The 21,235-nt window shown below is 47.0% G+C and carries 22 protein-coding genes; 10 read left to right on the top strand and 12 right to left on the bottom strand.

The annotated features are described in order from the left end of the window. Nucleotides 1-106: 106 nt before the first annotated feature. Entirely contained in the window at nucleotides 107-1,339 is a 1,233-nt protein-coding gene (locus tag HFE01_RS10460; RefSeq protein ID WP_167437878.1) for a PHB depolymerase family esterase, read from the bottom strand. Between the two features lie 309 nt (nucleotides 1,340-1,648). Here HFE01_RS10460 and HFE01_RS10455 point away from each other — a divergent pair, with 309 nt between their 5' ends. Next, nucleotides 1,649-3,187 carry a phytoene desaturase family protein gene (locus HFE01_RS10455; protein WP_167437877.1) on the top strand — a complete coding sequence of 513 codons (1,539 nt, stop codon included), beginning with the start codon at nucleotides 1,649-1,651 and terminating at the stop codon, nucleotides 3,185-3,187. Then, nucleotides 3,159-3,773 carry a TetR/AcrR family transcriptional regulator gene (locus HFE01_RS10450; RefSeq protein WP_167437876.1) on the top strand — a complete coding sequence of 205 codons (615 nt, stop codon included), beginning with the start codon at nucleotides 3,159-3,161 and terminating at the stop codon, nucleotides 3,771-3,773. The genes HFE01_RS10455 and HFE01_RS10450 overlap by 29 nt, the downstream gene beginning before the upstream one ends. A 65-nt stretch (nucleotides 3,774-3,838) precedes the next feature. Here the strand turns inward: HFE01_RS10450 and HFE01_RS10445 are convergent, their stop codons facing one another. Together HFE01_RS10445 and HFE01_RS10440 are read right to left on the bottom strand one after the other, a co-directional pair. Further along, nucleotides 3,839-5,257 (bottom strand): SMI1/KNR4 family protein, encoded by a 1,419-nt coding sequence (locus tag HFE01_RS10445; RefSeq protein WP_167437875.1) that lies wholly within the window; start codon nucleotides 5,255-5,257, stop codon nucleotides 3,839-3,841. 17 nt (nucleotides 5,258-5,274) lie between these two features. Continuing rightward, the gene (locus tag HFE01_RS10440) at nucleotides 5,275-6,006 is read right to left on the bottom strand and encodes an SMI1/KNR4 family protein (RefSeq protein ID WP_243208168.1); all 732 of its coding nucleotides are present in this window, start codon (nucleotides 6,004-6,006) and stop codon (nucleotides 5,275-5,277) included. A 203-nt stretch (nucleotides 6,007-6,209) separates the two neighbouring features. On the opposite strand from HFE01_RS10440, the gene HFE01_RS10435 reads away from it, so the two are divergent. Further along, the gene (locus HFE01_RS10435; protein WP_167437873.1) at nucleotides 6,210-7,844 is read left to right on the top strand and encodes a DUF6138 family protein; all 1,635 of its coding nucleotides are present in this window, start codon (nucleotides 6,210-6,212) and stop codon (nucleotides 7,842-7,844) included. On the opposite strand, the gene HFE01_RS27590 is transcribed toward HFE01_RS10435, so the two are convergent. Continuing rightward, nucleotides 7,834-7,968, bottom strand: a complete 135-nt coding sequence (locus HFE01_RS27590; RefSeq protein WP_019688851.1) for a hypothetical protein — start codon at nucleotides 7,966-7,968, stop codon at nucleotides 7,834-7,836. The two genes, HFE01_RS10435 and HFE01_RS27590, sit on opposite strands and share 11 nt — an antisense overlap. Before the next feature lie 58 nt (nucleotides 7,969-8,026). Then, nucleotides 8,027-8,671 carry a hypothetical protein gene (locus HFE01_RS10425; RefSeq protein ID WP_167437872.1) on the bottom strand — a complete coding sequence of 215 codons (645 nt, stop codon included), beginning with the start codon at nucleotides 8,669-8,671 and terminating at the stop codon, nucleotides 8,027-8,029. Between the two features lie 368 nt (nucleotides 8,672-9,039). Here HFE01_RS10425 and HFE01_RS10420 point away from each other — a divergent pair, with 368 nt between their 5' ends. After that, the gene (locus tag HFE01_RS10420; protein WP_167437871.1) at nucleotides 9,040-9,579 is read left to right on the top strand and encodes an SMI1/KNR4 family protein; all 540 of its coding nucleotides are present in this window, start codon (nucleotides 9,040-9,042) and stop codon (nucleotides 9,577-9,579) included. A 60-nt stretch (nucleotides 9,580-9,639) separates the two neighbouring features. On the opposite strand, the gene HFE01_RS10415 is transcribed toward HFE01_RS10420, so the two are convergent. The 7 genes from HFE01_RS10415 to HFE01_RS10385 are packed head-to-tail and all read right to left on the bottom strand — an operon-like array spanning nucleotide 9,640 to nucleotide 13,586. After that, entirely contained in the window at nucleotides 9,640-10,080 is a 441-nt protein-coding gene (locus HFE01_RS10415; protein ID WP_167437870.1) for an immunity 26/phosphotriesterase HocA family protein, read from the bottom strand. Nucleotides 10,081-10,082: 2 nt separating this feature from the next. Further along, complete coding sequence (locus HFE01_RS10410) at nucleotides 10,083-10,643, bottom strand: hypothetical protein (RefSeq protein WP_044786187.1); 561 nt, start codon at nucleotides 10,641-10,643, stop codon at nucleotides 10,083-10,085. 28 nt (nucleotides 10,644-10,671) lie between these two features. Further along, the gene (locus HFE01_RS10405; RefSeq protein WP_045244673.1) at nucleotides 10,672-11,301 is read right to left on the bottom strand and encodes a hypothetical protein; all 630 of its coding nucleotides are present in this window, start codon (nucleotides 11,299-11,301) and stop codon (nucleotides 10,672-10,674) included. 29 nt (nucleotides 11,302-11,330) lie between these two features. Further along, entirely contained in the window at nucleotides 11,331-11,837 is a 507-nt protein-coding gene (locus HFE01_RS10400) for a HEAT repeat domain-containing protein (protein WP_167437869.1), read from the bottom strand. 44 nt (nucleotides 11,838-11,881) lie between these two features. After that, complete coding sequence (locus HFE01_RS10395) at nucleotides 11,882-12,292, bottom strand: hypothetical protein (protein ID WP_167437868.1); 411 nt, start codon at nucleotides 12,290-12,292, stop codon at nucleotides 11,882-11,884. After that, a complete protein-coding gene (locus HFE01_RS10390; protein ID WP_167437867.1) occupies nucleotides 12,285-12,929 on the bottom strand; it encodes an immunity 50 family protein in 645 nt (214 codons plus the stop codon). The genes HFE01_RS10395 and HFE01_RS10390 overlap by 8 nt, the downstream gene beginning before the upstream one ends. 39 nt (nucleotides 12,930-12,968) lie before the next feature. Beyond that, nucleotides 12,969-13,586, bottom strand: coding sequence for a hypothetical protein (locus HFE01_RS10385; protein WP_167437866.1), 618 nt, complete (start codon nucleotides 13,584-13,586; stop codon nucleotides 12,969-12,971). 323 nt (nucleotides 13,587-13,909) lie between these two features. On the opposite strand from HFE01_RS10385, the gene HFE01_RS10380 reads away from it, so the two are divergent. The 6 genes from HFE01_RS10380 (at nucleotide 13,910) to HFE01_RS10355 (ending at nucleotide 21,205) form a co-directional block, all read left to right on the top strand. Beyond that, on the top strand, nucleotides 13,910-15,406 hold the full coding sequence (locus tag HFE01_RS10380; protein ID WP_167437865.1) for a DEAD/DEAH box helicase: 1,497 nt from the start codon (nucleotides 13,910-13,912) through the stop codon (nucleotides 15,404-15,406). A gap of 204 nt (nucleotides 15,407-15,610) precedes the next feature. Continuing rightward, nucleotides 15,611-16,555: a cation diffusion facilitator family transporter gene (locus HFE01_RS10375; protein WP_167437864.1), complete on the top strand. Its 945-nt coding sequence runs from the start codon at nucleotides 15,611-15,613 to the stop codon at nucleotides 16,553-16,555. 113 nt (nucleotides 16,556-16,668) lie between these two features. Continuing rightward, nucleotides 16,669-17,682: an LCP family protein gene (locus tag HFE01_RS10370; protein WP_016822838.1), complete on the top strand. Its 1,014-nt coding sequence runs from the start codon at nucleotides 16,669-16,671 to the stop codon at nucleotides 17,680-17,682. Between the two features lie 150 nt (nucleotides 17,683-17,832). Beyond that, a complete protein-coding gene (locus tag HFE01_RS10365) occupies nucleotides 17,833-18,978 on the top strand; it encodes an AI-2E family transporter (protein ID WP_016822839.1) in 1,146 nt (381 codons plus the stop codon). Between the two features lie 136 nt (nucleotides 18,979-19,114). Beyond that, nucleotides 19,115-20,134 carry an LLM class flavin-dependent oxidoreductase gene (locus HFE01_RS10360; protein ID WP_167437863.1) on the top strand — a complete coding sequence of 340 codons (1,020 nt, stop codon included), beginning with the start codon at nucleotides 19,115-19,117 and terminating at the stop codon, nucleotides 20,132-20,134. Nucleotides 20,135-20,311: 177 nt separating this feature from the next. Beyond that, on the top strand, nucleotides 20,312-21,205 hold the full coding sequence (locus HFE01_RS10355; RefSeq protein ID WP_016822843.1) for an ABC transporter ATP-binding protein: 894 nt from the start codon (nucleotides 20,312-20,314) through the stop codon (nucleotides 21,203-21,205). Nucleotides 21,206-21,235 lie beyond the last annotated feature (30 nt).

Genomic DNA, 21,235 nt, shown 5'->3' with positions numbered 1-21,235 from the left:
AAGTTAACTGCAAATGGCAATACCAGTGTCAAATTTTTTAGTCTCCTCATTTTGATATTGCACCTGCCTTCCTGATGGTGGTACACAGGAAGGCAGGTGTCTTTTTTTATTTCTTTTGTGCAAACAGCCATTCAATCATATCCTGATTTTGTAAAGCCGGAACCCAGGAGAAGTGTCCTGTAGGTTTGATAATCCCTGCTTCGTATTCAGTGAAGTGAATGAGGTTTCCGTTCTGTGCTTTGATAGCAGCAACCATTTCTTCTGAGTTCTTAGGACTTACTGTCGTATCGTCCACCGCATGGAAGGCCCAAATAGGAACGTTCTTCAATACTTCAACGTGTGCAGGGTCAACAGGGGCATACATGTTAACAGCCTTTTCATAGTTGGTCAGTCCGGCAATCGGTACGCCAGCAGCGAACAGATCAAGATTTTTTTCTAACAATCTCCATGTACCCATGGCTCCTTGAGAAATACCTACGATATAGATGCGGTTGGTGTCGATCGGATATTTTAAGGCCGTTTCACGTACCAAATCGGCAACAGCACTGTTGCGCGGTTCATCTGCCCAAATAAATTTATGCTCTAGGTCAATCGGGCTTTGAGGAGCGATGACGAAGGATGGGTGCTTGGCTTGCTGCTCAGGAGAAGCCCAAGTAACGGCCCCGGCATTCGCTAACAGGTTAACCCCGTTTCCGTCACCACGTTCGCCGTTGCCATGTAGAAACACAACCAGCGGATAGGTTTTGCCAGGTTCTACTTTAGGCTCAAACGTAAAGTAGTTCAGTTTGAAGCCGGCTTTATTTTCAAAAGTGTTTTTTTGAAAATCATCTACGATGGGTGTCACTTTATCGGTTGCTTTAACAGGCTGTGCAGTCGCTGGAACGACTGTTTTCTTCGAAGTTGCAATATCTTTCTTTTGGCTAATGTAATAGTTCAGCGGATTAATACGATTGACTGCGCTTGTCGAATCGTAAGTAAGGGTGCTTGCATTTTTATCCTGTGTATCCAGCTCGATCACGACATATTTGCCATAAGTGCTGCGGTTGGTGATGGCACCAGTATCATTGGTGTATACACCAGTCACAGTTCTGTCTGCGTATACATCATTAAGCACAGATTGAACCTGAAAACTGGAAGTGGACAGGGATGATCCGTCAATATTGGTGCTGTACTTCAGTACAACGGCAGTAACAACCTCACCCAGAGGCTGTACCTCAGTAAGCACGGTTGCCTGTGGTGCTGGAACATCGGCTGCTGCGGCAGAGCTGGAGGATGGATAAAAGATCGTAAGCAGGAGCACGAAAGATAGTAGAACAAGGGCGAAACGTCTTCTTTGCATAAGATAATCTCCTTTGGCGTTTTTATAAAGCGCTTACTATATGCTCAGGATGCTTGACTGTATGCTGTGGAACTCATACAAATCAAAAAAAGGCAAACTCCGGGTACACAAGTGTACTCGGGTTTTGCCTTTTCAGTAACAATCCCAATTGAAGGATAGCATCCTCATTGGAATCTGACAAGTGAAAGCGCTACAATTTTGGATGTTTTTATAAAAAATTTTCCTTCTCAACCGGGATACGATGGTATATAATCTCCTTAACTTAACACCGTTAACTTATATAACGACGTTAACAAGGGAGATGAAATCATGAACCAATATGATGTTATTGTCATTGGTGCTGGGCTGGGTGGTTTGTCTTGTGCAGCCAGACTTTCTGCGTTGGGTTACCGGACAGCTGTGTTTGAAAGTCATACTTTGGCTGGCGGCTTTGCTACTGAATTCACACGAAAGGGATATACCTTTGATGTCTCCTTGCACGGCGTCGGCGGACTCGAAGAAGGCAGCTTCGGTCGGATGTTAAAGGACTGCCATGTGGATCAGCAAATCGTTCCTCTCCGTAAAAAGCACCCTTACTCCATTCGCTGGGAAGGGCAGATCATTGATATCCCATCTGATGTGCAGGAGTATGTGCAACTCCTCAAAGGCATGTTTCCTGCTGAGGTAGCAGCCATTGACAAGCTATTCGCAGGCATTCGCCGTTTTGAAACAGGCTTTACCGCTTTTTCTTCCCTTACTTCCTGGCGTAAGCTGGCGGGTCTGTTCAAAGCAGGCACCTTCTTCCGCTGGACGAAAATGACCACCTGGGAGGCTGTAAGTCAGTTTGGCTTGTCTGACCGATTCACGGAGTTCTTCACTGCACTCTGGCCCTATTATGGGCTGCCCCCGAAGCGGTTGGCGGCTTTGTACTTTTTTATTCCCTGGATCGGCTATCATCTGGAGGGGACGTACTACATTCAGGGAGGTGCACAGGCCTTGTCCAATGCGCTGGTCGAAGCTATTCAATCAGTTGGAGGAGAAGTTCACCTGCGCAGTCAGGTGTCTGAAATTATACTTGAACGCGGTAAGGCAGCTGGTGTACGTCTGAAAAAAGGGGATGTATATAAAGCCAACTGGGTTGTGTCTGGGATCAGTCCTCATCATACCTATGGCCGTCTGCTGGAGAGTCACAATGCCGCCCGTCGCGAGACGGATGCTGTAACCAGACTGGAAACTGGTACGTCTCTCACTCAGCTGTACCTAGGGCTATCATGCGAGCCTTATGAGCTTGGGATCAGCGAAGAAGACTTAATCCTGTGTAACGAGCCGGATTCGGAGACGGATTATGAAGTCATGATGAGCGGCCAGTATATGAAAGGCAACTGGATGCTCACAAATTATAACGCCATGGATCCTACACTCAATGAAGCGGGAAAGGGTGTCATCGCTGTTACATTTTTGGACAGATTGGAGAACTGGCCTAGTGCACGTCCCGAATATAAAGCCAAAAAGAAAGCAGTAACACAGCAGATACTGGAATGTCTTGAACAGCTATATCCTGGTTTTAGCAGCAAAGTCGTGGTGGCAGAGTTGGGCACACCACGCACCATGCAGCGGTATACTGCTAATCCCGGCGGAGCCGTTTATGGCTATGCACAAACGGTCCGGCAGTCCGGCATAAACAGACTGAAGCGCAAATCAGCAGTGAACCGCCTGTCATTGGTAGGAGCCTGGACACAGCCTGGGGGCGGGTTTCAAGGAGCTATGAACTCGGGTATAATGGAAGCTGATCGTATCGCCGCCAAACTGGGGAAGGCAGAAAGGGCAAGTATATCTACTCATGAAACATATCAAACGCCGAGAACGTGAAAGCAGTGAGATCCGCCGGAAAATCATTGAGGCCGCCCGCTCCCTCTTTTTGAACCAAGGGTATGCTGAAGTCTCCATGCGTAAAATTGCGGATCAGATCGAATATTCACCAACGACTATTTATCATTATTTCTCCAATAAGGAAGCGGTTGTTCGTGAACTGCTGTTAGAAGGGAATGCTTTGTTCCTGAAGGCTCTTCAGCAGCGCGTGGATGAAGCACAGGCAGCCGGACTGAACGCTCTGGACACACTGAAAACAGTGTCCGATGCTTATGTCCGTTTTGGCATGGCTAATCCCGAATACTACAACATCCTGTTTATCAGCAACCTTGAATCTGTAAGCTCGGTTACCCTTATAGACAGTGGGAGTTTTAAAGGGTTTGAGTTGCTTGAGGGCGGACTCAAAGCCGCTATGGAGGAAGGCTGCATCATTCAAGGAGATGAGCGCCTGATGGCTAGATCCGTATGGAGTATGCTGCACGGATTGACTTCTTTGCTCCTGAATTTTGAACTTCCTATGGCAAAAGCAAATAATGAATTGATTTCATTTACTATAGATACTTTTTTTCGAGGATTAAGCCGCTGATGCAGCGGCTCATTTTTTTGTGCCCCCACCCCGTACAGGCAAGTCTGCATACGCCGGCTCCTGTGTTAACGAAGTTTCAAATCTGAAAGCTGCTCCAGCACGGCTTCAATGCGACGTTTATCTTTTTTGAGCATCACGAGTTGTAAAGAAGCATGAAGCAGGTTTGAGATGCTAGCCCAAACGTCTGCTTCTAGGCCGGGCAGAAGATCGCGCTGAATCATGATATCCAGCGCCTCGGTTGCAATTTTCTGATGAAGCTCGTTACTGGATAGCCATTCAATCACCTGCTCAGCTGTAGGACGAGAATGGGCGAAAAGTACTGCCCAGCCATCGACCGGATGATTGACCTTATCCCGCATCCAGTCAATGACCTGCGGTGAATGAAAATGCTGTAACTGCCCGCTAACGGTGTATCCTTCTAATTTGCCATCCTTTGCCGTATGCTGTATTAGATCATTGTAAACACTTGTCAATCCTTCTTGTTCGGGCAGGCAGCGGGCAGATAGATAAGCACGTGTCGAGACAAATGCTCTCTCAGCATGTATGTTATTTGAAGCGGATGAATTCCATGCTTGCGTGATATCCGTGTCCGGCTCCCATAAGGAGCGAACCCAGTCAGCAGCCCCAATACCTGCGGTCTCCCCAATAAAAAATGCCCATGTAGCGAATTGGGCCGGGTTACGCTGAATGCGCTGCTCCCAGGCAAGAAAAATATCCTTTGGATCATAGGCCTGAAAAGCCTGCAGTACAGCAGGATGATCTACGCCATGCATGGTGGTGTAATGGATCAGTGTTTCCAGCGACCGGGCGGCATCCTCCAGCTTCATCGTACAGAACGTGTTCAACCAGCGCTGCCACAACTGCAGCGGCGGGCTGTCTAGTTGAATACCATGCTCGTCTAACACGTTAGACCAATCCCACAGCCATAACCCGTGCAAGGCAAGCATGTTTTCTATATAGGTAGGTAGACTTTCTGCAAGCAGTGTGAACTGGTCCAACTCATGCTCATAACAGAACACTGCTGGCTCTGTTGCGGATGTCGCTCTATCAAGCAGGATCGGATCACCGGCACCGTTATAGTTTAAAATTAGATATCGTTGTTCGTCCGCTGCTGAATCGGTGTTTTCTCCATAGGATGTAAAATAGCTTATATACTCATGATTCCAGCCAAATTCTCCTGTAATATCGTCAAGGATATTCGGTTTTTGTTTAAGGCCATTACTGCTTTCATATGAACAAGCCGGTTCATCGGCTACAATACAGTGTTGAGGGAGGCACCATAGCAAATGTAAGCTGCCACACCGCTTTATCAATTCAGACAGGGAGGCAGGCAAAGGGACCTGCAGCCGTTCCTCCAACTCAGTCAGTTCCTCTTCGGAAATCCCCTTCGTCCATTGGTATACCACGTCAGGCATCCCACCTTGTCTCAGGCGCTCAGCGATTCCTCCGAGCTTTTCTAAGATATGTGCAAAATGTACTGTCATTTGTATTCGTCCTCCTCTTACTCTACAACCTGGCAATGTTCTTTTTGCAAGAATGATAGAACTTCATCATGAAGTGCTATCGCTTTAGGTTCATAAATGATCGCCACTTCGCGTCCATATGCATAGTTGAAGCGCACATATCCGCCAAGAAGCTGGAAAAAAGCCATGCAGGTATGCTCGTTTTCGATCCATAGGTTTGTGTCAAAATGCTGTTTAAACCGCTGAGCCAATACTTGTATAGATGCCGGAGCTATTTCCGGAATTTGATCATTCGGATTGGCTGGATCGTAAGCTTTTGCCGTATCCGGGGGATTAAATAGTAGGAATGTCGCGGTTCTTTCCAGACTGACAGGTTCGAAATAACGGGGGAATGGCTCTGTTTTTCCGAATTCATCCCGTAGTATATGCTCCAGCGTATCTGTAAATGGGGTTTGAACATCTAATGGCTTCATAGTAATGACTTCCGAATGTCGCGGTAGCCAAAGCAAGCCTTCGACCTGAGGATGCACCGCTAGAAAATCACCATCTATGGAGCAGCCGATGACCACGCACTCGCCCAACTGTTCCGCGGTGATCGGACAGTTATCATCATGCGTCCACAGTTCGTAATCTGCATAGGATTGCAAAAGTTGAGGATCAGGCGGTTCAATCACCAGCAGGCCGCAATAGGTGCCTGGCCCGTATTGGGTGAGAAATGAAGCATAGGGAGTTGGTAAAGTTATGCCATGGGTATGTTCGAAATTTGTCATTTCATCGGCAGCCACTGGCGTGTGTTGTGTGGAAACCCAATACATGAAGAATACACCTGCTTTCCGGCACTCTATCTATAGGGATGGAGCCCAAATGTAAATGAGAGATATGCTATAATCAGGAAATAAAATAGTTAAATATTAGTCTATCTCAATTATGTAAGAACTACAATTTGTGAGGGTACGAAAGGGGAACACATCGTATGACATCGGGGGTACAGGCCTACATAGATCCAATTTTTGAAGAGATTGACCAGAGATACGCTTCTGAGCAAAAGCGCATCGCGGAATTCAAGAACAAAAGCGTCCTTCACGAAGGGATTCATGAATACTTAAAAGTTACCTGTAAGAGAGATGGGGTATGGGTGGATACCTACGAACCGTTTGATTGGGATCATCGTAGACCAGACACAAAAATTCCTGGTTTTACGGAGGAAGTGACGCTCCAGCAGGTGCAGGATGAATGGATGCCAGTGTTCAAAGAACGGATAGCGGCTCTGTATAATTCGGAAGAATTTGGTCCTATGTTTTTTCGTTATCGGCTGGAATTTCATCTGGAGGTGGTCTTGGAGAATAAGGCCAGTCATTTTACATTCTCGCTGCTGAACGAAGATAAGCGGCAGCACCTGTTAGCCTCTATTGAACAGTTTGTGGAGCAGAAGCTCAATCCTGCCAGTAGAGCTATGCCAAAGGAAGAGGACGATTTTTTCTTAGTAAGGCACTTGCTTGATCCTCATTTGTACCCTGTAGACGCCCAGCGGGTGAATGAACTGCTGAATCGAATGGATGCAAAAGTGCAGGTCAGCCGCAAGCGAGAAGAAGCATGGAGGCATCAGCTGAGCAGAGGCTTAATGCATTGGGCTGAAGATGAATTTTTGGCTAAGTATACAGATCAGGAAAAAAGGTACGGGCTTGATTATACGGTGAGACCCGATATTCTTCCTTCAGATATTCCCGCCCCGGTTATGGAGATGTTCCTGCTGACCGCGATGCGAGTGGGTCTGACCGATGCCGATGCACGGCAGAAGTATTTGGAGATTGCTGCACAATTGGGCTCAGAGCAGGCTGTTCAGTGGCTTAAGAGCGGATCAGGCAGCATTCCAGCGTCATATACAAGCGAGCGTGTCACCTGCCAAGCGAATGATATTTTGCAAACACTAGAGGTTCAGATTCGTTCTGAGGAAGAAGAGAGCTACAGAGAAGCACTCGTATATCTATGTGATATATTACGGAAAGGCTTTACTAAGGAATATGGGATGAAGTTTAAAAGCAAAGTGAAAAACTATCTACCCGTACCCAAGTTGGCCAAATCTGCATTACATCGTTTCTTTGCCAATGCACTTGAATACCCTTCGCTGCTTCCGTTGCTGGCGGAATATGCCGAGACTGTGATGGAAGAATTCAAGTGGTACAACGATGTAGAGCCGGGGGAGAAGTCGGCGATGCCAGGAACCTATGCGGTGATGGGATTAGGACTTAAAGGAACGGAGTATTTTTCGCTGGTGAATCGTTATATGAAGCTGGTAGACAGTGAACATCAGTCGGTACAGGACGGTTACGCCGCTGTATTTGCTGAGGCGCATGGACTGGCACCGGATACGATCCCCGTTTGGGCGAGGATTCTTTTGGCAGGTAATGATTCCGCCAAACCACTAAAATCGGCTGGCATTGAAAGTGTAGAGCAGGCACAGGCGTTAGTAGATGTGCTTCTACAACTGGAAGACTACGAACAAGAGATGCTCGTTTATCGTATATGGGGTGGCGCGAAGAAACTAAAAAACAGCCTGAAGCAGGCTGTCCCTGAGGTAAAAGAGTTACTGGAGCCGCTTATTCCATAAAAGCATCGTATTCTTGATCATATCGCAGTCCCTGCGCAATGTGTTGAATATCTGGCTCGCTTCCACTGCGGCGTAGCACTTCAATAACATCCTGTACAGTCGCTATCTCTAGCCAAGATTGCACGTGATGGTCTGGGAAACGGTCTGGCCCAGTGCTTCTAGGCTGTCAAAAGTTTGTATACTCATGTTTGGTAATGCTCTCCCTTAGACGCTTGTTTATGCTGTAGCTTTTGTAATATTTTTAAAATGGTCTGGCGATTTTTAGCATCCTTAATGTATTTGGGAATGGAATGGGAAGCCGTACGCATCATACCGGATGAGGGTTTTTCTCGCAACTCGGCAGAGATATAGGAGAGCAGGTAATTCAGGTGTATCCGGTTAAGAGCCCAGACTGGTTTCCCCCGATAGTAATCAAGGAAGTACAGCTGGAGCTGGAAAATAGGATCTTTCCCATTTTGGATCACGTCCGTATGCCATTCACGTGACTGCATACGATGCACCGGAACCTGATTGCGTGTCTCACAGTGCGGACAGTGTATATTTGTATTTTTGTGAGTAACCGTTCGGTCATCATGAATTTCGATATTAAAATACCGCTCACAGTGGCTGCATACGCCGCGTGCATAGAATTTATACGATTCTGGCTGCTGAAATGTGTAGTAACAATGAGAGCAGCGAACAACGTAATAACAGTCTTCCTTTGATTTGGAAATAGAAGCTTGACCCTGACAGCGAGGGCAGTGGACAGCTACCTGTTCTCCCCTCCAGATCACGGCGGCAAAGTCATATTTATATCCATATTCATCTTTGAAGCGTTTTTGCTCCATGTTCGTTCCTCCTTTTCGGAAAGAGCGTAAAAACGTACTTTTTATATATCGTATGTTATAATATTCCTTAACAACAGAATGGCTTAGATGGGCGGTCGGCTAGTCTCCTGTGAAGGAGGTGAGGGTCCTGATTCTTTCCTTCCATAAAAAGAAATAGACCGCCCGTGGTAGGAACCGGTCTATTTCATGTACCGTAAACTTGCAGCCACCGCCCTTAAAAGCGGCTGTTGCCAAAGAGTGGGGATGTTGACGCATCTTCACTCTTTTTTAGAATATACATCTTATTCCCATTTTAACACTTGAAAAAGGCCTTTTCAATGTGCCGAAGCGTGGAAATAGGATTACGTAGTGCAAAGGAGAATGGTGATATGAGCATTTTTACAGGTTTGCAGCGTCCGCAATTCCAGGCCTACTATGATAAGGAATTTCTTATAGAGCATCGTTTTGAAAACGGTCGAGGGTTTCCGCCTTCCTATATAAATTACGTCAAAACTCTCGGCTATGGGCGGTTATTCGGTCTATGGAACATCCATATTCCTCTCGGTGATCACCCGGATTCATGGCTCCATCGTTATTATGACTGGCGTGCCTGGTTTGATGATGTACTGGAATCGGAAGAGGTTTTACAAGAAGCGGCGCTGGAGCCAGATGGTTTCCCGGAACTATTGGAGCATGCAGTTCCCTTCGCTTCCAGTGAAGGAAATGACCTGCTGGTCTGGGATGTTCAATCGCCTGATGAACGGGGGGAATTCCCAATTTATGCTTTGAATCTGCGCACATGGGGCAACTTTCGGTATGCAGCCCCTGATTTGTATAGCTTCGTCGGAGCGCTGCTGGATGGGGAGCGTGTAAAGTCGGTTTTGGGAACACATCGTACACCATTCCCTTATACATTTGAACCCTTTTAGATCGTTAAAGAGCCACCCTAGTTTTCGAAGTCTAAGGTGGCTCTTTGCGTTGCTATTCTTCTAGCTTTTATGTTTGGCTAAATATTGCTGTACTAGCTCATATCCAGCCACGCCCATTACAGTATATTGATTATATTCTTCCAGTTCCAGATTGCGTATATATTCATCCCCGCAATACAGATGGCCCGCACAATTAAAATACTTTAGCTGCTGTTGCTCCTCGGATAGAGGGCGATGATCGATAATGGGCCATACTCCCTTCGTCAGATTTTGGGTAGCGGTGAATATAACCTCAAATCGACCCCGGTAATGTGTGAAGGAGAGATAGGTGGTTTCATCCTCGTACGTTTGATTCTGGCCTATGGATAGCACCCCAAAGGAGAACGCCTTTTTGAATCGACCATACAGCGCGCAGATCACCTGACATACCGCAAAGCGGCCGTCATGCATGGGGATAACAAAAATATCGCCTTCCTGATGTTTGATTCTTTTGAATATCATCGTCAGGCCAGCTCTTCCTGAATGATCTCTGTTTTTAGACCTTTAGCGCTGGTAATCGTAATACTGATCGCATCAAAACCGTTTCGCTTTACCTCTTCAAAATCACATCGTTCGCCGCTGATCAACTCCAGTTGCCCGTTCTCATCCACATCATCCGCAAACTCGTCATCCCAATCAACATTATAAAAAGCAGTCACGGTCACCTCAAAGGTATCTTCACCATCATCGTCCAGATAAGGTAGCAGGGGAGTGCGATTGTTCTGCTGTTCTTCCGTATACACTTCACACAGCAGTGCATCGTAACCATGGCGGGTTCCATCAAAAATCACGATCTGCTCACCTGTGACTGCATCTTCTGCAATAATGAGCTGGGGTGCAAACTCCGTTACAGCGATCAGCTCGTCCATGAACTCTCCATAATAAAAAATGTGGAATTTCGTATTTCCGGCCTGTGAACGGAGCTTACCTGTCCATTCCTGCTCGACCCATGCCTCCGGGTTTTCGGGTACAACCCAACCATCCAAATAAGCGGGTCCTAATTTAACATGATGTGTTTCTGTCATCCGTAGCGCCTTCCTTTCTTTTCGTTCATTATGACATGGACAGGGTCACGATTTTGTTGTCCTCGTCAACATCTACCTTCACGTTCACTCCCAGCTTGTCCTTAAACAGCTTACTGATATTGATATAGTTATCCTTTACCGCACGGCTTGAATTACCAGTGGTGCGAGTCATCCCAGCGGTGATGATGGAGCGAACATAGGTTTTGTCGAGCTTGGCTTCAGGATTGTAAGTATAAATAACCTGCTCTTGTTGATTGTAATAATGGGTTAACTCCGTATAGTCGTTGGCGTTCTCATACTGTTTTTCCTCACGCACATAATCGGGATGGTCCATGGTGTAGTGGATTCCCCCGTCCAGAAAAGGATTATCCTTGGAGGGTCTGAGTTCATATTGTCCATATGCGAGTTGAAACAGGTATTCTATGCCTGAGCCCTCTGCTTGATAGTAGAGCTGACGATGATCCCCTTTTTTATCGATCGCGGTATAGCTGCTGATTAAAGGCCAGGTATCATACTTTTTACCCTTTACCTCAACGGCAACCTTATAATGTATGAGCACCTTTTCATTTTGGAATAACCCAAAGCTGCTCATAATGAAATACGCAGGCACACATATAATTCCGATAATCAATATGAATATAAATATTCTTACACGCATGAGTAGAGTAATTCTCCTTTGGTTGTCGATTATGTGGACAGCTCTCGTTGGGCAGATGCGCCGAATTCCTCATGTTGCAATAATTGCTTCAGCGCATGTTGTGCAAAAGGGTGGGCTTTATGTGCGCGGAGCAGTGCAAAAGCGGCCCCCTTGACTAAGATATATGTATCACTGCAGATTATGTCCAAAGCTAAACGTAGCTCTGCTTCTGAACAAGGCATCCATGCCAAAGTTTGTAAAGCGGCGTTTTGCACATCATCATCTTCATCAGGCTTGCACAGCAGCTCGCGAATTCCTCGCATGATCATCGGCTGCTGGCTCTGATCTGCATATAGTCCGATGACCTTCAGCGCTTCTATACGAAGCAGATCCTCCTCGGATGATTGCTGCGCAAGCTGCAAAAGTAATGCGGTGGTGTCCTCCACAGGCTGGGGGATCGCTGTTAATTCGCGTAGTGATACCAATCGATCTTCATACGATAGTGTAGGGAAAATAGATAAAAATGTCTTTCCCTCATCATCGGTTTGTATGGACATATACCCTCCTTATTTCTTAGCCAGATTACTTTTGGCATTGTGTATTACCTACTCTTATGTCTGTAGTTCGATAAAGCCTCTTCCGTTCCGCCCCCCTCCAGCAGCACCATAATCGCATAGGAGATTGTATCAATCCAATCGCCAAGGGTACTAATCTGCTCTACGGTCAGCAGGTTGTTTCGCTGCAGCATACTATCAGGATACAACGCCCATGCCCGTGTATATTGGCAAATTCCCCACAGAGCGGATATAAGCTCCCGTTCTACGGTTGGTTTCTCCAACTCATCTGCCAGAACCTCAATGATAGTCATCAGCTCATGAAAATTATCCTCGATCAGTTCGCCTTGAAAGGGACGAAGCATCCCTAGAAATCCGCTTTGCATTTTGGGATGCTCCAAATCATCGTGAATAAAAGAATGACAGCGCAACAGCTCACGGGCTTCTTGTTTATTCATGAAGTTCCGTAATCTCTGCACGGATACCTCTGCACAGAAAGCTACCTGACAGTCCCGACAAGGCATCGATATCAACGACCATGTCTGCTTCTTCATAGCGGAAATCAAGCTGCAAGATAATATTTTCTGTTTCTACAGGGGTTAATACATGCTCTTTGGTTTCCAGAAATGTAAACGTCACTGCATAGCGTGGAATATCTTTGACTGGAGTTTCAGGAATCACAGGTGCCTCAGCCGAAGGCTCCAGATCCGGTGATTTAGGAACCAGCACACTAGCGGGGGATAGCTCAATCGTCAGTGTAATCTGGTCTTTGGTCATATTGGCAGCCGTGATTCGGTCATAGTGAAAAGGTGGAAAATAGCCGAGCTTTTCGACAATGCTGTCTGCACCTTGAATAGAAACGGTTGGAGAGAAAGCGAGTTCCAGTCCGATGGCCCCTGTCAGTTGGTCTTCATATTCTGGATTGATACGGATAAGGACTTGTTCCGATTCTACTTTCAAAATCGTACCTATAAAATACTGTTTGCCATGGATCAGGACAACATCATGCGGAACGAACGGCAGCGATCCCCCGGCTTGATAATGAATGAGATATTCGTTTTCTTTTTTTTCAACCTTGTGAACTTGAATTTGCATAAATTGCAGCCTCCTAGGATTAATGGGATGACGGATTGTTTAAGTGTGACATAAAGGGTACGGAGTCCACGATTGAAAAACATACTTCATATCCGGGGTATCCTTTTCGAGCATAAATGGGAGAATATCCATAATAGCCCTTGCTTTACTGCCAGCATAAAAGTTGCGGGAGCTATGTAACAGTTTGTTTGCCTTTATTAACTGGCTGAGCTGCAGCATAACGTTTTCCACGCTTGTTCGGTCAATACGTTCATAAACGTCCTGACGAATCGAAACAAGCATCCCGCAATTGTTGGAAGATCGGGACATGGTGTCATTGGACAAAAGAATGTACACTTCCGGCGTCGTCCCTTTGTTATAGGACGATTTGATACTAGGAGCCTCTATAACCAGCATCAAAGGAGTCATTTCATCATCGGTTACAATGCGGAGCAGCTCCTGCTTGTCCCAGCGGATCTTGCCGTGTTTGGCTTTCTTCGATTGATAGACAGACACACGGGTATTGCGGATTCCTGATATATTCAAGAGCGCTTCAAAACAATCGAACAAGTTAGTAAAGCAGTCTTCGGCAAACAAAGTGTGCTTCTCCGACAAGGAACCTGTCATTATGAAATTATAATGTAGGTTGTTAACCACAAGCATCCACCCTTTATTCATGAATTACCAATTATCCTACCATAATATATGACATGGTGATTGAATTCACCTTTTGCGGGATTCGTTAAAATCGTTTGGAAACCAGTTCAACTTCGCGTATACTAGGAAAGTCATATATGGAACGGCCTGAGCCGCCTTGCGGCCGTATGTTGAGTTACATGAACAGATTCAACGATAACGGATATGCTCCCTTCCTGAAAAGGGGAGAATGAGAACCGATACAAAAATGGGAATTCTGAACTATGGAACGATAGATGTCATATGGCACATGAACCTATTTTACGTGACACATATTGAATACAGATAAGGGAAGTGAATACAACTTGAAGAATTTTACAGCATTAGGCGTGGAGCAACATTGGGTAGAAGCCTTGAAAGAGCAAGGCATCTCAGCGCCAACACCTGTACAACAGGAGTCCATTCCACTGTTGATGGAAGGTCAGGATGTGATTGCCGAGGCACATACGGGCACGGGGAAGACGCTTGCGTTTTTACTGCCGATTCTACAAAAGCTGAATTTGGACAAGCGGCATCCGCAGGCGCTCGTGATTGCACCTACGCGTGAATTGGCGCTCCAGATTACAGAGGAAGCAAAATGCTTGGCTGCTGCGGAACCGAGTTTATCTCTGCTAGCTGTTTACGGAGGACAGGACGTGGAGCGTCAGCTTCGTAAACTAAAAGGTGGCGCACAACTGATTATTGGTACACCTGGGCGACTATTGGATCACCTGAGACGTGGCACGCTTGATTTAGGCGGCATTAAAATGCTGGTCCTGGATGAGGCTGACCAAATGTTACACATGGGCTTCTTGAACGATGTGGAAACGATTCTTCAGGAGGTTCCTTACCGGAGACAAACCATGCTGTTTTCCGCTACGATGCCAGCTGGTATTCGCAAGCTGGCTCGTGTCTATATGAACGAACCCGTTGATGTCAAAGTGAAATCGGCTTCTTCCGTTCCCGTGAGCCAAATCCGTCAGGTCGTTGTGCAAACAACAGACCGTGGTAAGCAACAGGCATTGGTAGATATGCTGAATACGGATCGTCCGTATCTGGCTGTTATTTTCTGCCGTACCAAGCGCCGGGCTTCCAAACTGAATGAAGAACTCCAGGAGATGGGGTTCGAGAGCGGTGAACTGCACGGGGACTTGTCCCAGAACAAGCGGGAGCAAGTGATGAAGGCGTTCCGTGAAGCGAAACTTCAATTGCTCGTAGCGACAGATGTAGCCGCACGCGGCCTCGATGTAGAAGGCGTCACGCATGTTTTCAACTATGACATGCCGCAGGATGCCGAAAGCTACATCCACCGCATCGGACGTACCGGTCGTGCCGGAGGCAAAGGCGTTGCGGTGACGCTCGCCACGCCAAGGGATGTTCCTGAGCTTCGGAACATCCAAAGAGTTGCTGGTGTCACATTCACCAGCAGTGAGGGCGGCGGGCAGCGTAGATCTGCTCCCGATACGGCTGAGCGGCAGGGTAGAAATGACCGCTCAGGCAGAAACGACCGCCGTTCCTTTGGCGGCAACGATGCTGGCGGCGGACGCCGCAGCGGCCGCGAACAGGCGGGTCGTCGTGACGGTGCAAGCGGCGAGCGTCGTTCCAACCGCAGTAGCAGTGAACGTGGCGGATATGACCGCAGCAGCGGCGGTTCTGCACGGGGAGGTCAAGGCCGCTCCGTAGAGCAAAGCAGCGGACGTGGCGGATATGACCGTAGCAGCGGCGGTTCCGCACGCGGAGGCCAAGGTGGACGCGGTGGACAAGCCAAAGGCGGTCCGCGTGGTGGTCAAGGTCAAGGAGGCCGACGCGGTCGGTCCAGATAGATAAAATGGGGGTATTCTCATAGAATGCTCCACTATGGTTATCATAATAGCCCCGGGGAGGCTCATCTTCCGGGGCTATTGTAATCTTCAACTATGCCGCTGCAAGAACAGCATCATAAGATAAAGAGCAACCAAAGATGCCCTGAGATAACCGAATAGCGGTCAGGACATTTTTTAAAAGATAATTTGGAGGGGTTATACATCATGCAGGAACAGGATATGGGCAAGCGTGCCATGGTCTCAGCATGGATCAGCCTGATCAGCAACATCCTCTTAACCGGCATCAAAATCATCGCAGGACTCATGTTCAACAGTAAGGTGCTGGTGGCTGATGGTGTGCATAACGCCGGGGACGTCATTGCTTCTGCAACGGCACTGGGAGCGATGAGAATATCCAGCCAGCCGCCGGATGAGGATCATCCTTATGGTCATGGCAAGGCAGAAGTAATTGGTGCTAGTGTAGTGGCGGTCATACTGTTCGGGGCAGGCATATTTATCGGCTATCATTCCATTGCCGCACTGTTCGAACCGATGCCACAGGAGCATATACTGGCATTGGTGGCCGCGATTATTTCCTTGCTCTGGAAACAGTGGCTGTATATCTACACGATTCGTATTGGCAGAGCGGCCAATAGTCAGGGCCTCATTGCGACGGCAAAAGATCACCTCGCTGACGTGTATGCCTCTGGAGCCGCTGTATTGGGCATCGGATTAGGGCTGATCGGGGAACATTGGGATATTCCGATTTTATCTTACGGCGACCCCATTGCGGGGTTTGTAGTGGCGTTGCTGGTTCTGAAATTGGCGTGGGAAATGGGCCGCGAATCCATAGATGTGCTCATGGAGAAGGCTATTGCAACCGAGGAAATCGAAAGCTACGCAGCAGCCGCACTGAGTGTAGCCGAGGTTCAGCGTATTGACCGTATCCGTGCCCGTGAGCACGGTCATTATATTATTGTAGATATCCGAGCTTCAGTGGATGCCTCTTTGACGATTCAGCAGGGACACGATATTATCCGGCTGATCAAGAGGGCCGTCATGAAGCGGGAGCCACGGGTTTATGAGGTGCTTGTCCATTTGAATCCGTGGTATGCAGACGACCTCCATGCTGTAAAATCAACACAAAAAGAGCCTGAAGATAAGGTGTAACCGATACGAATAACGCCCCTAGAACAAACGCCTCGAATTGACAGATAACTTGCCGGAAGGGTATGCTTTTAAAAGCCGAACGATGATGAATAAAAGCGAGGTTACCCGAAAATATGCGAAAATTTTTAAAATGGCTAGGTATTTCTGTGACTGCTGCAGTCCTTTTAGTGGGCGGATATTATGCTTATTCTATATATCATTTTACGAACCAAATTTCGGTTGCTTCCGGACAGGATTCGAAATTTAAACCGCAAACCCAAACTTCAACCAATGTACAACCTGTAGAGGTATCACTCCCACCGGAATGGGATGGAACAGAGAGAGTGAATATTCTGCTGCTTGGCGGAGATTCCCGTGGAGAAGATTCAGGGCGTTCTGACTCGGTTATGGTTGCTTCTGTTGATCCGGTTACGAAAAAGGCCACTCTGATGTCGATTCTTCGTGATACGTACGTCAAGATCCCGGGTCATGGGCAAAGTCGATTGAATGCTGCCTTTTCCTACGGTGGGCCGGATTTGACTAGACAGACTGTGAGCGACCTTCTGGGCATACCGATTCAATATTATGTATATACTGATTTTAATGGTTTCATTGCACTGGTTGACTCTGTAGGTGGTATTGACCTGGATGTCGAAAAAGATATGCATTACACGTCCAAGGCAGACAAACACCAGTTTGATATTGACTTGAAAAAGGGAATGCAGCACATGGACGGTAAAACAGCCTTGCAATATGTACGTTTCCGTCATGATGCGACTTCGGATTTTACACGTACGGAGCGACAGCGCAAATTCATTACCGAACTGGGCAGTAAAATACAATCGACCTCGTCGCTCATTAAACTGCCAAGTATTTTAAATAGCATTTCTCCTTATATTGAAACGAATCTGAGTACAACGGAAATGCTGCAGTTGGCTTCATTGGGTTTTAATATCGATGCTAAAACAGTAGCGAAGCAGCAAATCCCGCCAAATGAACTGGTGCGCGGGGAAACCATCAAGGGTGCACAGGTGTTGGGTGTGGATGAGCGGAAGCTCAAGCGGTTCATACAGAATCTTTTTGATCAAGAAAACAAACCTGTGACTACGACGGTGGAGGCTGCCACCACGACAAATGATACTCCATAACCATTCAAAGCAAGCGAAGTTCGTACAATAACGTACAACTTTGTTTGCTTTTGTGTTTATTGGGGTATAACCTTGTATATTTTGTTCCAAAAATATATCGTAATTATGAAGAACGTATACTCATCTGTCTAAAGAGAAGGGGAATGTCATGTGGAAATAACTCCGGCATGGAAAGACCGGTTTAAGAAGTTTTTTCTGAACAACAAGTTTGTGTTATTCCTGTTGGTACTGCTGCTGATCGGCTTGAATATCTTAGTGCTTACCAAAATTTCATACATATTTACCCCTGTCATCGTGCTGCTGAAAACGATTATTCTCCCTGTCATTTTGTCCGGTGTATTGTACTATCTGCTCAATCCGTTGGTAGATGTACTGGAGCGGAATAAGGTAAAGCGAGTATACTCCATTGTTGTTCTGTTTTTGCTCATTATAGGGATTATCGCTATTGTGGTTACGTCGGTGGTACCTGTGATCCGTGATCAGATACAGGGCCTTATCCAAAATGTCCCTGCTTATACCGAGCAAGTCAAACAACAGTTTGAGCGACTGATTGGCAGTAACTTTGTGAACCAGTTCCAGAACACCATTCAAATAGATCCATCTGAACTGGCCTCCAAAGCTTCTGAAAAGTTATCTGGCTTTATCAATAATGCATGGACGGGTGTGGGAAGCTTTTTGGGTGTGATTACGGAAACTGTGCTTGCGATCGCTACGGTTCCGTTCATTCTGTTCTATTTGCTGAAAGATGGACACAAGCTGCCGCAGTGGATTCTAAAAATGCTTCCACCTATGTTTCGTAAAGAGACAGATCGTATCATGACCGAAATGAATCATCAGGTCAGCTCGTACATTCGTGGACAAATTATTGTTAGCTTCTGTATTGGAGTGCTGCTATATATAGGTTATCTGATTATTGGATTGGACTACTCTTTGACGCTTGCGGTCATTGCGTCTTTTACGAGCGTGGTTCCCTACTTAGGTCCTGTCATTGCCATTACACCCGCTTTAATCGTAGCTATAGTTACCTCGCCGATCATGCTGCTCAAAATGGTTATCGTATGGACAGTCGTCCAGCTTATTGAGGGTAAATTTATTTCACCACAAATTATGGGCAAATCTCTTCGAGTACACCCGATTACGATTATCTTTGTTATTTTGACAGCAGGCAATTTGTTTGGTGTGGTAGGAATTGTACTGGCTGTTCCAGGTTATGCTGTCTTGAAAGTCATCGTGACCCATCTGTTTAGTTTCTTCCAAAAGCGTTCACATCTTTATGAAGCAGATAAAGTAAAGTAAAAAGCAGTCTCTATGAAAAGTAAACATGACTAATGGGCGTGGTAAATCTACTATTTTGCCCCTCTTGGTTAACTGTGGCTTTACGTGCTATACTTAATGCCTATTCTTATTCCAAAATAGAAAGGTCAGACTTTTTATGATAAAACTCAGCATTCTTGACCAATCTCCGGTATCGGAAGGCATGACACATGCACAAGCATTACAAAAGACTGCTGAGCTTGCTATAGAGGCAGAACGCTTGGGTTATCATCGCTTTTGGGTATCCGAGCATCATGCTGCCTCTAATCTTGCAGGGTCCAGCCCCGAGGTATTGATTTCACATCTGGCTGCTCGTACCCGGACGATTCGGGTAGGGTCGGGCGGTGTGATGCTGCCCCATTACAGCGCTTATAAAGTAGCGGAAAACTTCCGGGTACTGGAGGGATTGTATCCGGGGCGCATTGATCTGGGTCTGGGGCGAGCGCCTGGAGGAATGCCGATTGCTACCCGAGCTTTGCAGGAGGGGAAAATGCGGGGCGGCATTGATCTGTACCCCGAGCAGCTGGATGATCTGCTAGCCTACTTGCACGATAGCACAGGCAGCCAGCATCGCTTCGGTTCGCTACAGGCGATGCCGCTCGTAGAGACTGTGCCGGAAATGTGGCTGCTTGGCTCCAGCGGTGATAGCGCGGGTCTGGCCGCCGAGCGTGGCGTAGGCTTTGCGTTCGCGCAGTTTATTAATGGTGAAGGCGGCACAGGTGCTATGAAGGGATATCAGGAAAACTTCCAGCCTTCCCAGCATAGTGACCAACCGCGTTCGCTTGTCTCCGTATTTGCGATCTGCGCGGATACCGAAGAGGAGGCCAATCGTTTGGCATCCAGCATGGACTTGTCCCTGGTGCTTTTAGAACAGGGCACGCGTTCCGCAGGCACACCTTCTGTCGAAAAGGCGCTTGCGTATCCGTATACGCCATATGACCGGATGCGCATTCGTGAGAATCGCAAGCGTATGGTGGTTGGTTCACCCGCACAGGTCAAGCGTCAGCTTGAGCAATTATCCAAGGACTATAATGCGCAGGAGATCATGGTTGCGAGCATTATTCACGATTTCGATGCCAAAATGAAATCTATACGTCTCATGGCTGAAGCATTTGGACTGTCCTCTGTACAGGCTTAATGCGAATGGCCAGAATCAGAAGATCACAGCTTGAGGGCTGTGATCTTTTTTTGTGAGTTAACACTTGATAATGATTATCAATATCTTTATTATATAAAGATAGAATGAAGTTTTGATGAATGTCGTGCGTTAAGCCCGTGATTATATATATTGGATTAGGGAAAGGGATGATTCCAAATGTTTCGTCTGAAAACGGCAAATCTGGATATTGCTTATGAAGATCGATTGATAGTAGAAGATCTGAACGTAGAAATACCGCAAGGGAAAATTACAGCGTTGGTGGGTGCAAATGGTTCCGGTAAGTCGACCATTTTGAAAACGATGGCTCGCATCATGAATCCTAAAGGCGGTAGTGTTCTGTTGGATGGTAAATCCATTCATAAGCAATCCACCCGGGAGGTAGCCAAGCAGTTGGCTATTTTGCCGCAGAATCCGACGGCACCGGAAGGATTGACCGTGACGGAACTGGTATCATACGGACGTTTTCCCTATCAAAAAGGTTTTGGTTCCATGAAAGCGGACGATCGCAAAATGGTAGAGTGGGCCATCCAAGTAACAGGAATGAGCGAATTTCACGATCGTCCGATTGATCAGCTTTCTGGGGGGCAGCGTCAGCGTGCCTGGATTGCTATGGCGCTTGCACAAGATACGGATATATTGTTTTTGGATGAGCCGACTACATTTTTGGATATGGCGCATCAACTGGAAGTGCTGCATCTGCTAGAGTATCTGAATACTTCGGCAGAACGCACCATTGTTATGGTCGTGCACGACTTGAACCACGCAGCCCGCTATGCTCAGCATATGATTGCGATCAAAAAAGGGAAAGCGAAGGCGGTAGGAGCCCCGACGGAGGTTATGACCCCAGATGTGCTACGTGAGGTGTTCGGGATTGAGGCGGATATTGTTACTGATCCTCGTACGGGGGTACCACTCTGTCTTCCGTATGCTTTGGCTGGTCAGCCTGCGGTAAGCCAAGCAGTAAAGGGAATGAATGTAGAAGAGAAACAAACGGTGGGTTCTGTTGCCGAGCGGCGTGATGCTAGACCACAAGTAGCAGCAAGAGGTTAGAGGGTGCGCCAAGTGGCAGCATCATGGTAA

The organism is Paenibacillus sp. EKM10P (assembly GCF_011800655.1).
Taxonomy (GTDB): domain Bacteria; phylum Bacillota; class Bacilli; order Paenibacillales; family Paenibacillaceae; genus Paenibacillus; species Paenibacillus polymyxa.
This window is presented reverse-complemented; position numbering and strand designations above follow the sequence as displayed.